Source organism: Flavobacterium sp. C4GT6, assembly GCF_036347315.1.
Taxonomy (GTDB): domain Bacteria; phylum Bacteroidota; class Bacteroidia; order Flavobacteriales; family Flavobacteriaceae; genus Flavobacterium.
Genome location: NZ_JAZGZU010000009.1, coordinates 101,838 through 115,219 on the forward strand (window position 1 = coordinate 101,838; position 13,382 = coordinate 115,219).

The window sequence follows — 13,382 nt, forward strand, 5'->3', positions numbered from 1 at the left end:
TAATTATATTAAAAGTTATGTTTATGAAAGTAAATGTTCATGCAGTCAACTTTAATGTTGACAGAAAGCTAATTGGCTATGTACAGGCAAGGTTAGATAAGCTTGAGAAGTATTACGACAGGGTGGTTCATTCTGATGTGTTTTTTAAACTGGATAATACGAGTGCAAAAGTGAATAAAATTGCAGAGCTCAAAATTAATGTGCCGGGTGATGAATTTATAGTTAAAAAGCAGTGTAAAACATTTGAAGAGGCTGTAGAATTGGCAGCTGACTCGATGGAGCGTTTATTAGTAAAGAGGAAGCAAAAAATCAGAGCGCACTCATAACTGAAAAAAAAGTTCAAAAATGTTTTGATTAAAATAAAAAATCTATACATTTGCAGTCCGTTAGAAATAGCGGACTTTTTTATTGTAAGTTGCCGGTGTAGCTCAGCTGGCTAGAGCAGCTGATTTGTAATCAGCAGGTCGTGGGTTCGAGTCCCTCCATCGGCTCAAAGTTTTTTTGAAAAGCAACTGAAAATAAGGTTAGGGGAGATACTCAAGCGGCCAACGAGGACGGACTGTAAATCCGTTGGGAAACCTTCGCAGGTTCGAATCCTGCTCTCCCCACTAAATTGAAGGTAACGAGCCTTCAGGGTTAAGCCGGTGTAGCTCAGGGGTAGAGTGCTTCCTTGGTAAGGAAGAGGTCACGGGTTCAAATCCCGTCATTGGCTCGATATTAGTAAATATTTGAACACTAATTATATAACTAAGATTAAATTATTAAATCATGGCAAAGGAAACTTTTGATCGTTCCAAACCGCACTTGAATATTGGTACTATTGGACACGTTGACCACGGTAAAACTACATTGACTGCAGCTATCACTAAAGTATTAAGTGATGCTGGTCTTTCTGAAGCAAGATCATTTGATCAGATTGATAATGCTCCTGAAGAAAAAGAAAGGGGTATTACTATTAATACATCTCACGTAGAATATGCAACTGCTAAGCGTCACTACGCTCACGTTGACTGTCCAGGTCACGCTGACTACGTTAAGAACATGGTAACTGGTGCTGCTCAGATGGATGGTGCTATCCTTGTTGTTGCTGCGACTGATGGTCCAATGCCACAAACTCGTGAGCACATCCTATTAGGTCGTCAGGTTGGTGTTCCAAGAATCGTTGTATTCATGAACAAAGTTGACATGGTGGACGATGCTGAGCTTTTAGAGCTTGTTGAAATGGAGATCCGTGATCTATTATCTTTCTATCAGTATGATGGTGATAATGGTCCTGTAGTTAAAGGTTCTGCTCTAGGTGCGCTTAACGGTGAGCAAAAATGGGTAGATACTGTAATGGAGCTTATGAATGCTGTAGATGAGTGGATCGAAGAGCCAGTACGTGATATCGAGAAGCCATTCCTAATGCCGGTTGAAGACGTGTTTACAATTACAGGTCGTGGTACTGTTGCAACAGGTCGTATCGAAACAGGTGTTGCTAACACAGGTGATCCTGTAGAAATCATCGGTATGGGTGCTGATAAATTAACTTCTACTATTACAGGTGTTGAGATGTTCCGTAAAATCCTTGATAGAGGTGAGGCTGGTGATAACGTAGGTCTACTTCTTCGTGGTATTGATAAGGCTGACATCCGTCGTGGTATGGTAATCTGTAAACCAGGTTCTGTTAAGCCACACGCTCACTTCAAAGCTGAGGTTTATATCCTTAAGAAAGAAGAAGGTGGTCGTCACACTCCATTCCATAACAACTACCGTCCACAGTTCTATGTGCGTACAACTGACGTAACTGGTACTATTAACTTACCAGCTGGTGTTGAAATGGTAATGCCTGGTGACAACTTAACTATCGACGTACAATTACTTAACCCAATCGCTCTTAGCGTAGGTTTACGTTTCGCTATCCGTGAGGGTGGTAGAACAGTAGGTGCTGGTCAGGTTACTGAAATTCTAGACTAATTTATTAGTTTAAATAAATAAATTAAAGCCGGCGGCTTTTTGTTCGCCGGCTTTTATAACAAACGGGTGTAGTTCAAGGGTAGAATAGCGGTCTCCAAAACCGTTGATGGGGGTTCGAATCCCTCCACCCGTGCAAAAACTAAAAATATATGGCAAAGGTTACCAATTATGTATCAGAGGCATTTGCAGAATTAAAGACAAATGTAACGTGGCCTGAGTGGGCAGAAGTTCAAAAGCTGACCATTATTGTTGCTCTTTTTTCAATTATATTTGCCTTGGCAACATTTGGAGTTGATAGAGGGTTTGAAGTTGTTATTGCGAATATTTATAGTTTCTTAAAAAATTAATTTTATTACGATGACTGATAACAATGTCAAAAAATGGTATGTGGTTAGAGCGGTAAGCGGTCAGGAGAATAAAGTTAAAAACTACATCGAAACTGAGATAAGTAGGTTAGGAATGTCTGACTATGTTTCTCAGGTTCTTGTGCCTACAGAAAAAGTGGTGCAGGTTAGAGATGGTAAAAAAATTAGCAAAGACAGAGTTTATTTTCCGGGATACGTTATGGTTGAAGCTAGCCTTACCGGAGAAGTTCCTCACGTTATAAAATCAATCTCCGGAGTTATTGGTTTCCTTGGTGAAACTAAAGGCGGAGATGCTGTGCCTTTACGTATGTCTGAAGTTAACAGGATGCTTGGGAAAGTTGATGAGCTTTCTGTTAAAACAGATAATGTTGCTATACCTTACACTGTTGGTGAAACGGTTAAGGTTATAGATGGTCCTTTTAATGGATTTAACGGTACAGTTGAAAAAGTAAATGAGGATAAGCGTAAGCTTGAGGTAATGGTGAAAATTTTCGGAAGAAAAACGCCGTTAGAGTTAAGTTTTATGCAAGTTGAAAAAGTATAATTTTTGTTACACTAATATAAAATCACATCATTCGCTTCCAATGAAGATGTGCTAAATCTTTTAAAGAAATGGCTAAAGAAATTAGTAAAGTAGTTAAACTACAAGTTAAGGGAGGTGCTGCGAATCCGTCGCCACCGGTTGGACCTGCTTTGGGGGCTGCTGGGGTTAACATCATGGAGTTCTGTAAGCAGTTTAATGCTAGAACGCAAGATAAACCTGGCAAAGTGTTACCAGTTCAAATTACTGTGTACAAAGACAAGTCTTTTGACTTTGTTGTTAAAACGCCACCTGCAGCTGTTCAGTTATTAGAGGCTGCTAAAATCAAATCAGGTTCAGGGGAACCAAACCGTAAAAAGGTTGCTAGCGTTACCTGGGATCAAATCAAAGCTATCGCTGAAGATAAGATGCCTGACCTGAATGCTTTCACAATCGAAAGCGCAATGAGTATGGTTGCCGGTACTGCAAGATCTATGGGTATAACAGTATCAGGAACAGCTCCTTTTTAATCTAATTAAGAAAAAAAAGACATGGCAAAATTAACAAAAAAGCAAAAAGAGGCTGCTTCAAAAATTGAAAAGAACAAACTGTATTCTCTGAAAGATGCATCTGCATTAATCAAAACAGTTTCTTCTGCAAAATTTGATGAGTCTGTTGATATCGCAGTTCGTTTGGGTGTAGATCCAAGAAAAGCGAATCAAATGGTAAGAGGAGTTGTAACACTACCACACGGTACAGGTAAAGATGTAAGAGTTCTTGCTCTTGTAACTCCTGATAAAGAAGAAGAGGCTAAAGCTGCTGGTGCTGACTATGTAGGTTTAGATGAATATCTTCAGAAAATCAAAGACGGTTGGACAGATGTTGATGTTATCATCACTATGCCAAGCGTTATGGGTAAACTAGGTCCGTTAGGTCGTATTTTAGGTCCAAGAGGTTTAATGCCTAACCCTAAAACCGGTACTGTAACAATGGAAGTAGGTAAAGCGGTTCAGGAAGTGAAAGCTGGTAAAATTGACTTTAAAGTTGATAAAACAGGTATCGTTCACGCTGCTATCGGAAAAGTATCTTTTGATGCTGATAAGATCACTGAAAACGCTCACGAAATAATTCAAACATTAGTTAAATTAAAACCAACTGCAGCAAAAGGTACATATATCAAGAGTATTCACATCTCTAGTACTATGAGTCCTGCTATTGCTTTAGACCCTAAGGCGGTATAATTGGTAGTTAAAAAGTTTTATTATGACCAGAGAAGAAAAATCAAGAGTTATTGAAGATTTAACTGCACAATTAGCCGGAACAAACGTAATCTACGTTGCTGATATTTCAGGTCTAGATGCAGAAACTACTTCAAACTTAAGAAGAGCTTGCTTTAAAGCGGGTATCAGGCTAGAGGTTGTTAAGAACACCCTGCTTGAGAAAGCGATGGAAACTTCTGAGAACAATTATGGTGACCTTCCTACTACTTTAAAAGGAAATACGTCTATCATGATTGCAGAGATAGGAAATTCTCCTGCTAAAGTGATAAAAGAGTTCCGTAAAAAATCAGACAAACCTGTTTTAAAAGGAGCTTATATAGATGAAGCAGTATTTATTGGTGATGAGCAACTAGAGGCTCTTGCTTCACTTAAATCTAAAGAAGAGGTTATCGGTGATATCATCGGATTACTTCAGTCTCCTGCTAAAAATGTTGTATCTGCTCTTAAATCAAGCGGTGGTAAACTTGCAGGAATCATTAAAACATTATCTGAGAAAGAAGGATAATATTTACAGCGTGTACGCACTTAATAAATTATATATTTTTTAAAATTATTAAAACGATAGAAAATGGCAGATTTAAAACAATTCGCAGAACAATTAGTTAACTTAACAGTTAAAGAAGTTAACGAACTAGCTACAATATTAAAAGATGAGTATGGTATCGAGCCTGCAGCTGCTGCTGTAGCTGTTGCTGGTCCTGCTGCTGGTGGTGGTGAAGCTGCTGCTGAGCAAACTGAGTTCACTGTAGTTCTTAAAGAAGCTGGTGCTTCTAAATTAGCAGTAGTTAAAGCTGTTAAAGAACTTACAGGTCTTGGACTTAAAGAAGCTAAAGACATGGTAGACTCTGCTCCGGCAAACGTTAAAGAAGGCGTTGCTAAAGATGAGGCAGAAGGTCTTAAGAAAGCTTTAGAAGAAGCTGGTGCAGTAGTAGAGCTTAAATAAGCATACTCTTCGGTTTAAAAAACCCAGGTTTAGGCCTTGAGAAAGACTCTCAAAGGCCTAAACCATTTTTCGTATAATAACGTTTATACGTTTTCTTATAAAACTTTTTTAATCAAAATTTTGTCCATTGATGATAACAAATCAGACTGAGAGATTAAATTTTGCCTCTACGAAAAACATTCCTGCATATCCGGATTTTCTAGATATCCAGGTGAAGTCTTTCAAGGATTTCTTTCAACTGGAAACCAAATCTGACGAAAGAGGCAACGAAGGTCTTTACAACACCTTCATGGAAAACTTTCCGATTACTGATACCAGAAATCAGTTTGTACTGGAGTTCCTTGATTACTTTGTTGATCCGCCAAGGTATACAATTGAAGAGTGTATTGATAGGGGTTTAACTTACAGCGTGCCGTTAAAAGCAAGGCTTAAGTTATATTGTACAGACCCAGAACATGAGGATTTTGAAACAATTGTGCAGGACGTGTATTTAGGTACTATACCATACATGACTCCTAGCGGTACTTTTGTTATCAACGGTGCAGAACGTGTGGTTGTATCTCAGTTACACAGGTCTCCGGGTGTTTTCTTCGGTCAGTCGTTCCATGCTAACGGAACAAAATTATATTCGGCCAGGGTAATTCCTTTTAAAGGTTCTTGGATAGAGTTTGCAACCGATATTAATAATGTGATGTATGCGTACATTGACAGGAAGAAAAAGTTACCGGTTACAACATTATTTAGGGCAATAGGTTTTGAAAGGGATAAAGATATCCTAGAGATATTTGACCTTGCAGAAGAGGTTAAGGTTTCTAAAACCGGTCTTAAAAAGTATATAGGCAGAAGACTTGCTGCACGTGTTCTTAATACATGGCACGAAGATTTCGTGGATGAAGATACAGGTGAAGTTGTTTCTATCGAGCGTAATGAAATTATATTAGACAGGGATACTATCATTGATAAGGATAATGTTGAGGAGATTATCGATTCTAATGTAAAAACAATTCTGCTTCATAAAGAGGATAATAATCAGGCAGATTATGCTATTATCCACAATACTTTACAAAAAGACCCAACAAACTCAGAAAAAGAAGCTGTAGAGCACATCTACCGTCAGCTGCGTAATGCAGAACCGCCGGATGAAGAGACTGCTCGTGGCATCATAGATAAATTGTTCTTCTCTGATCAACGTTACAACTTAGGTGAGGTAGGTCGTTACAGAATGAACAAAAAACTTAATCTTGACATCCCTATGGATAAGCAGGTGCTTACCAAAGAGGATATCATTACTATTGTTAAGTACTTAATCGAGCTTATCAACTCTAAAGCAGAGATTGATGATATTGATCACTTATCAAACCGTCGTGTAAGAACTGTAGGTGAACAACTTTCAGCTCAGTTTGGCGTAGGTTTGGCTCGTATGGCGAGAACCATTAGAGAGCGTATGAACGTTAGGGATAACGAGGTGTTTACACCAATTGACCTTATCAATGCTAAAACATTGTCATCAGTTATCAACTCTTTCTTTGGTACTAACCAGCTTTCTCAGTTCATGGATCAAACCAATCCACTTGCTGAGATTACGCACAAAAGAAGATTGTCTGCACTAGGACCTGGTGGTCTTTCGAGAGAGAGAGCAGGTTTCGAGGTGCGAGACGTTCACTATACGCATTACGGACGTTTATGTCCTATTGAAACACCAGAGGGCCCAAACATTGGTTTGATCTCTTCTCTTGGTGTTTATGCTAAGGTAAACGGAATGGGCTTTATCGAAACTCCTTACCGTAAAGTTGAAGACGGTAAAGTTGATATTGTTTCAGAACCTATTTATCTAAGTGCAGAAGAGGAAGAAGGTAAACTGATTGCTCAGGCAAACATTGAGATGAACGATAACGGTACTATTACTGCAGAGAAAGTAATTGCCCGTGAGGAAGGTGACTTCCCGGTTGTTGAGCCAAATGTTGTACACTATACAGACGTTGCTCCTAACCAGATTGCTTCTATCTCAGCTTCGTTGATTCCTTTCCTTGAGCACGATGATGCGAACCGTGCACTGATGGGATCAAACATGATGCGCCAGGCCGTACCATTGTTACGTCCTGAGTCTCCTATCGTGGGTACTGGTTTAGAGCGTCAGGTAGCTTCAGATTCAAGGGTACTTATCAATGCCGAAGGCAATGGTACTGTTGAGTATGTAGATGCTAATGAGATTACTATTAAGTATGACCGTACTGACCGTGAGAGAAGTGTAAGCTTTGATACGGATGAGAAAACATACAAATTAATTAAGTTCAGAAAAACTAACCAGAGTACAAGTATTAACCTTAAACCTATTGTTAGAAAAGGTGACAGGGTTGCTAAAGGACAGGTACTTTGTGAAGGTTATGCAACTCAAAACGGTGAGCTTGCTTTAGGTAGAAACCTAAAAGTAGCGTTCATGCCTTGGAAAGGGTATAACTTTGAGGATGCGATTGTAATTTCTGAAAAAGTTGTTCGTGATGATATCTTTACATCGATCCACGTAGACGATTATTCACTAGAGGTAAGGGATACTAAATTAGGTAACGAAGAGTTAACTAACGATATTCCTAACGTAAGTGAAGAGGCTACTAAAGATCTTGATGAAAACGGTATGATCAGGATTGGTGCAGAAGTTAAACCTGGTGATATCCTTATCGGTAAGATTACTCCAAAAGGAGAGTCTGATCCAACACCTGAAGAAAAACTACTTAGAGCAATCTTTGGAGATAAAGCAGGTGATGTTAAGGATGCTTCGTTAAAAGCTTCTCCATCATTACATGGTGTTGTTCTTGACAAAAAATTATTTGCAAGAGCCGTAAAAGATAAACGTAAACGTACAAAAGATAAAGACGATTTAACTAAACTTGAAATGGAGTTTGAAGTTAAGTTCACTGAGCTTAAAGACAGACTTATTGATAAGTTATTTAACATCGTTAACGGAAAAACTTCTCAGGGAGTAATGAATGATCTGGGTGAGGAAATTTTACCAAAAGGTAAAAAATACACTCAGAAAATGCTTTATGCTGTTGAAGATTTCGCTCACTTAACAAAAGGACAGTGGACAACGGATGACGAAACCAATGCAATGGTTAACGACCTTATCCACAACTATAAAATTAAGCTGAACGACCTTCAGGGTGCATTAAGAAGAGAGAAATTCACTATCACTGTAGGAGATGAGCTTCCGTCAGGAATATTAAAACTTGCTAAGGTTTACATCGCTAAGAAACGTAAACTTAAAGTGGGTGATAAAATGGCAGGTCGTCACGGTAACAAAGGTATTGTTGCTAAAATAGTACGCCACGAGGATATGCCATTCCTTGAAGACGGAACTCCGGTAGATATCGTTCTTAACCCACTAGGGGTACCATCGCGTATGAACATTGGTCAGATCTACGAAACTGTACTTGGATGGGCAGGTATGAACTTAGGCAAGAAATTTGCAACGCCAATTTTTGACGGTGCTTCTCTTGATGAGATCAACGCGCTTACTGATGAGGCAGGTGTACCAAGATTTGGGCATACATATTTATATGACGGAGGTACAGGAGAGCGTTTCCACCAGCCGGCTACAGTAGGTGTAATTTATATGCTTAAGCTGGGTCACATGGTAGATGATAAGATGCACGCACGTTCTATTGGTCCTTATTCGCTTATCACGCAGCAACCTCTTGGAGGTAAAGCACAGTTTGGTGGTCAGCGTTTTGGAGAGATGGAGGTTTGGGCACTTGAGGCATACGGTGCTTCAAGCACACTGAGAGAGATCCTGACAGTTAAATCGGATGACGTTATAGGTAGGGCTAAAACTTACGAATCTATCGTTAAGGGTGAAACCATGCCGGAACCAGGGCTACCGGAATCATTCAATGTATTGATGCACGAGCTTAAAGGTCTTGGACTAGACATCAGATTAGAAGAATAAATTTCCACGGGAATGGTGCTTTTAGCGCCATTCCCTTTACAGCGTTTTTAATATAATTGATAGATTCATATCATGACGAGATTAAAAGATAAAAATACCGTTAAAAGATTTAACCAGATATCGATAGGTCTTGCTTCTCCGGAGTCCATCCTTGCAGAGTCAAGAGGTGAGGTTCTAAAGCCGGAAACCATTAACTATCGTACTCACAAACCAGAAAGAGACGGACTTTTCTGTGAGCGTATTTTCGGTCCTGTAAAAGACTTTGAATGTGCTTGTGGTAAGTACAAAAGAATCCGTTATAAAGGGATTGTTTGTGATCGTTGTGGTGTAGAGGTTACGGAGAAAAAAGTACGTCGTGACAGAGTAGGACACATCAACCTTGTTGTGCCTATTGCTCACATTTGGTATTTCCGTTCATTACCTAACAAAATTGGTTATCTTCTTGGTCTTCCGTCTAAGAAATTAGACATGATCATATACTATGAAAGGTATGTGGTTATCCAGGCAGGTATTGCTAAGGGACCTGATGGGGAACCGCTTAAAGAACTAGACTTTTTAACTGAAGAAGAGTACCTGAACATTGCAGATACCCTTCCGATGGAAAACCAATATTTAGATGACACAGACCCTAACAAGTTTATCGCTAAGATGGGGGCTGAGTGTATTATGGACTTATTGGCAAGAATTGATCTTGACCAGTTGTCATACAACCTTCGCCACAGTGCTAATACCGAGACATCTAAACAAAGAAAAACTGAAGCACTTAAAAGACTACAGGTTGTAGAATCTTTCCGTGAGGCTAACCTTAACAGGGAAAACCGCCCAGAGTGGATGATTCTTAAAGTTATTCCTGTTATCCCGCCAGAGCTTCGCCCGTTAGTACCTCTTGATGGTGGACGTTTTGCTACGTCTGACCTTAATGACCTTTACAGAAGGGTTATTATACGTAACAACCGTCTTAAGAGACTTATGGAAATCAAAGCGCCGGAAGTTATCCTTCGTAACGAAAAACGTATGCTTCAGGAATCTGTTGACTCGTTATTCGATAACACAAGAAAAGCTTCTGCTGTTAAAACAGAATCAAACAGACCGCTTAAATCGCTTTCTGATTCATTAAAAGGTAAGCAGGGACGTTTCCGTCAAAACCTTCTTGGTAAACGTGTTGACTATTCTGCACGTTCGGTTATCGTTGTTGGACCTGAAATGAAACTTTTTGAGTGTGGTTTACCAAAAGATATGGCTGCTGAGCTTTACAAACCATTCGTTATCCGTAAGCTTATCGAAAGAGGTATTGTAAAAACAGTTAAGTCGGCTAAGAAGATTATAGATAAGAAAGAGCCTGTAGTATGGGATATCCTTGAAAATGTAATTAAAGGTCACCCGGTACTGCTTAACCGTGCTCCTACTCTTCACCGTTTAGGTATTCAGGCATTCCAGCCTAAACTTATTGAAGGTAAAGCGATCCAGCTACACCCATTAGTATGTACGGCATTTAACGCCGACTTTGATGGTGACCAGATGGCGGTTCACTTACCTCTAGGGCCGGAGGCTATACTTGAGGCACAGCTATTAATGCTTGCTTCACACAACATTCTTAACCCTGCTAACGGTGCACCTATTACTGTACCATCTCAGGACATGGTTCTTGGTCTTTACTATATGACCAAAGAGCGTTTGTCTACTGAGACACACAAAATTTTAGGTGAAGGCCTTACTTTCTATTCTGCAGAAGAAGTAAATATTGCTTTAAATGAGGGTAGAGTAGAGCTTAATGCATCTGTTAAGGTTAGAACTAAAGACTTTAATGATAAAGGAGAACTTGTTTATCAGGTTATCAAAACTACAGCAGGTAGGGTATTATTTAACGAAGTAGTACCAGAGCAGGCTGGATATATCAATGAGGTATTAACTAAAAAATCGTTAAGGGATATTATCGGTAAGATTTTAAATGCTACTGATGTACCTACAACGGCTGCCTTCCTTGATAATATTAAAGATATGGGTTACCGTTTCGCATTTAGAGGTGGTCTTTCTTTCAGTTTAGGTGATATTATTATCCCTGCAAGAAAGCAAGAACTTATTAGCGATGCAAACGAGCAGGTTGATGGAATTACCATGAACTATAACATGGGTCTTATCACTAACAATGAGCGTTACAACCAGGTAATTGACGTTTGGACTTCTACCAACGCACTTCTTACTGAGCTTGCAATGAAGAACATTAGAGAGGATCAGCAAGGATTCAACTCGGTGTACATGATGCTTGACTCTGGGGCGAGGGGTTCTAAGGAGCAGATTCGTCAGCTTACAGGTATGCGTGGTCTTATGGCTAAGCCTAAGAAATCTACTGCCGGTGGTGGTGAGATTATTGAAAACCCTATCTTATCTAACTTTAAAGAAGGTCTATCAATCCTTGAGTACTTTATCTCTACTCACGGTGCTCGTAAAGGTCTTGCGGATACGGCTCTTAAAACGGCCGATGCGGGTTACCTTACAAGGAGGCTGCATGACGTTTCTCAGGACGTTATCGTAAACTCTGTAGACTGTGGTACATTAAGAGGTATAGAAGTAACAGCACTTAAGAAAAACGAAGAGATTGTAGAATCTCTTGGTGAAAGAATATTAGGTCGTGTAGCACTACAGGATGTTGTTAATCCGCTTACTTCTGAGGTTCTTGTTCACGCTGGTGAGCAAATCACAGAGGCTGAAGTTAGAGCTATTAATGCTTCTCCGGTAGAGAGCGTTGAAGTACGTTCTCCACTAACATGTGAGGCTAAAAAAGGTATTTGTGCTAAATGTTATGGTCGTAACCTTGCAACAGCCAAAATGACACAAAAAGGTGAGGCAGTAGGTGTTATTGCAGCACAGTCAATTGGTGAGCCGGGTACACAGCTTACACTACGTACGTTCCACGTGGGTGGTACAGCAGGTAACATTTCTGAGGAGTCTAGTATCATTACTAAATTCCGAGGTAAGCTTGATATCGAAGATCTTAAAACAGTTAAAGGTGAAGACAACGAAGGTAACGAAGTGGATATCGTGGTATCACGTTCTACAGAGTTAAAACTTGTTGACGAAACTACAGGAATTGTATTAAATACACATAATATACCTTATGGTTCCAGTATCTACGTGAAAAACGGAGATGTTGTATCTGAAGGAACTGTAATATGTAAATGGGACCCTTATAACGGTGTAATTATTTCTGAATTTACCGGTAAAATTGCTTACGAAGATATCGAACAGGGACAAACGTTTATTGTTGAAATCGATGAGCAAACAGGATTCCAGGAAAAAGTAATCTCTGAGGCTAGGAATAAGAAATTAATCCCAACCTTATTAATTTACGGTAATGACGGAGAGTTAATCCGTTCTTACAACTTACCGGTAGGTTCTCACCTTATGGTAGATAACGGAGAGAAAATTAAGGCAGGTAAAGTACTTGTTAAGATTCCTAGACGTTCTTCTAAAGCGGGTGATATTACGGGTGGTTTACCAAGGATTACAGAGCTTCTTGAAGCACGTAACCCTTCTAACCCGGCTGTGGTTTCTGAAATCGACGGTGTTGTATCATTCGGTAAAATTAAGAGAGGTAACCGTGAGATTATAGTTGAGTCTAAGTTTGGTGAGATCAAGAAATATCTTGTGAAACTTTCTAACCAGATTCTTGTTCAGGAGAATGACTATGTGAAAGCGGGTCTTCCACTTTCAGACGGTGCTATTACTCCGGATGATATCCTTAGAATACAGGGACCATCTGCAGTACAGCAGTATCTTGTAAACGAGATTCAGGAAGTTTACCGACTACAGGGTGTAAAAATCAACGATAAGCACTTTGAGGTTGTTATCCGCCAGATGATGCGTAAAGTTAAGATTGAAGATCCGGGAGATACATTATTCCTTGAAGATCAGTTAGCTCATACTAGCGACTTTATCGAGGAGAATGATAAACTGTACGGAATGAAAGTTGTAGAAGATGCAGGTGATTCTGATACTCTTAAACCAGGTCAGATTATTACTCCACGTCAGTTAAGGGATGAGAACTCAATCCTTAAGCGTGGTGATAAAAACCTTGTTGTGGCAAGAGACGTTGTTCCGGCAACGGCTACTCCAATACTACAAGGTATTACAAGAGCATCGCTACAAACTAAATCGTTCATCTCGGCAGCATCGTTCCAGGAAACAACTAAAGTACTTAACGAAGCAGCTGTAGCTGGTAAAGTAGACGGACTTGAAGGACTTAAAGAGAACGTTATTGTAGGACACAGAATACCTGCTGGTACAGGTATGAGGGATTACGACAACATTATTGTAGGTTCTAAAGAAGAGTATAATGAATTATTAACTCCTAAAGAGGAATTTAATTACTAATACA

Annotated in this window: 10 protein-coding genes and 4 tRNA genes; all 14 read left to right on the top strand. The window is 39.6% G+C overall.

The genetic code is table 11. The features are described from left to right. The first annotated feature begins 23 nt into the window (after positions 1-23). Complete coding sequence (gene hpf / locus V3Z67_RS11935) at positions 24-326, top strand: ribosome hibernation-promoting factor, HPF/YfiA family (protein ID WP_330443529.1); 303 nt, start codon at positions 24-26, stop codon at positions 324-326. Between the two features lie 91 nt (positions 327-417). Further along, positions 418-491: transfer RNA gene (locus V3Z67_RS11940), tRNA-Thr, on the top strand. A gap of 36 nt (positions 492-527) precedes the next feature. After that, positions 528-608, top strand: a tRNA-Tyr gene (locus V3Z67_RS11945). Positions 609-640: 32 nt separating this feature from the next. Beyond that, positions 641-712, top strand: a tRNA-Thr gene (locus V3Z67_RS11950). A 56-nt stretch (positions 713-768) separates the two neighbouring features. Further along, positions 769-1,956: an elongation factor Tu gene (gene tuf, locus V3Z67_RS11955; RefSeq protein WP_035135485.1), complete on the top strand. Its 1,188-nt coding sequence runs from the start codon at positions 769-771 to the stop codon at positions 1,954-1,956. A 62-nt stretch (positions 1,957-2,018) separates the two neighbouring features. Beyond that, positions 2,019-2,089 (top strand) — tRNA-Trp (locus V3Z67_RS11960). Between the two features lie 16 nt (positions 2,090-2,105). Next, entirely contained in the window at positions 2,106-2,303 is a 198-nt protein-coding gene (gene secE, locus V3Z67_RS11965) for a preprotein translocase subunit SecE (protein WP_157481341.1), read from the top strand. Positions 2,304-2,313: 10 nt separating this feature from the next. Continuing rightward, on the top strand, positions 2,314-2,865 hold the full coding sequence (gene nusG, locus V3Z67_RS11970) for a transcription termination/antitermination protein NusG (protein WP_330443530.1): 552 nt from the start codon (positions 2,314-2,316) through the stop codon (positions 2,863-2,865). A 68-nt stretch (positions 2,866-2,933) separates the two neighbouring features. Beyond that, a complete protein-coding gene (gene rplK, locus V3Z67_RS11975; protein WP_035135491.1) occupies positions 2,934-3,371 on the top strand; it encodes a 50S ribosomal protein L11 in 438 nt (145 codons plus the stop codon). Between the two features lie 21 nt (positions 3,372-3,392). Further along, entirely contained in the window at positions 3,393-4,082 is a 690-nt protein-coding gene (gene rplA / locus V3Z67_RS11980; RefSeq protein ID WP_330443531.1) for a 50S ribosomal protein L1, read from the top strand. A gap of 22 nt (positions 4,083-4,104) precedes the next feature. Continuing rightward, the gene (gene rplJ / locus V3Z67_RS11985; protein ID WP_330443532.1) at positions 4,105-4,626 is read left to right on the top strand and encodes a 50S ribosomal protein L10; all 522 of its coding nucleotides are present in this window, start codon (positions 4,105-4,107) and stop codon (positions 4,624-4,626) included. A 63-nt stretch (positions 4,627-4,689) separates the two neighbouring features. Next, positions 4,690-5,064 carry a 50S ribosomal protein L7/L12 gene (gene rplL, locus V3Z67_RS11990; protein WP_035135497.1) on the top strand — a complete coding sequence of 125 codons (375 nt, stop codon included), beginning with the start codon at positions 4,690-4,692 and terminating at the stop codon, positions 5,062-5,064. A gap of 130 nt (positions 5,065-5,194) precedes the next feature. Beyond that, positions 5,195-9,007, top strand: a complete 3,813-nt coding sequence (gene rpoB / locus V3Z67_RS11995) for a DNA-directed RNA polymerase subunit beta (protein WP_330443533.1) — start codon at positions 5,195-5,197, stop codon at positions 9,005-9,007. Between the two features lie 72 nt (positions 9,008-9,079). Beyond that, positions 9,080-13,378, top strand: a complete 4,299-nt coding sequence (rpoC, locus tag V3Z67_RS12000) for a DNA-directed RNA polymerase subunit beta' (protein WP_330443534.1) — start codon at positions 9,080-9,082, stop codon at positions 13,376-13,378. Positions 13,379-13,382 lie beyond the last annotated feature (4 nt).

Excerpts from the sequence above, each read along its gene's own strand:
- hpf (WP_330443529.1), top strand. The coding sequence starts at position 24 with ATGAAAGTAAATGTTCATGCAGTCAACTTTAATGTTGACAGAAAGCTA.
- tuf (WP_035135485.1), top strand. The coding sequence starts at position 769 with ATGGCAAAGGAAACTTTTGATCGTTCCAAACCGCACTTGAATATTGGT.
- secE (WP_157481341.1), top strand. The coding sequence starts at position 2,106 with ATGGCAAAGGTTACCAATTATGTATCAGAGGCATTTGCAGAATTAAAG.
- nusG (WP_330443530.1), top strand. The coding sequence starts at position 2,314 with ATGACTGATAACAATGTCAAAAAATGGTATGTGGTTAGAGCGGTAAGC.
- rplK (WP_035135491.1), top strand. The coding sequence starts at position 2,934 with ATGGCTAAAGAAATTAGTAAAGTAGTTAAACTACAAGTTAAGGGAGGT.
- rplA (WP_330443531.1), top strand. The coding sequence starts at position 3,393 with ATGGCAAAATTAACAAAAAAGCAAAAAGAGGCTGCTTCAAAAATTGAA.
- rplJ (WP_330443532.1), top strand. The coding sequence starts at position 4,105 with ATGACCAGAGAAGAAAAATCAAGAGTTATTGAAGATTTAACTGCACAA.
- rplL (WP_035135497.1), top strand. The coding sequence starts at position 4,690 with ATGGCAGATTTAAAACAATTCGCAGAACAATTAGTTAACTTAACAGTT.
- rpoB (WP_330443533.1), top strand. The coding sequence starts at position 5,195 with ATGATAACAAATCAGACTGAGAGATTAAATTTTGCCTCTACGAAAAAC.
- rpoC (WP_330443534.1), top strand. The coding sequence starts at position 9,080 with ATGACGAGATTAAAAGATAAAAATACCGTTAAAAGATTTAACCAGATA.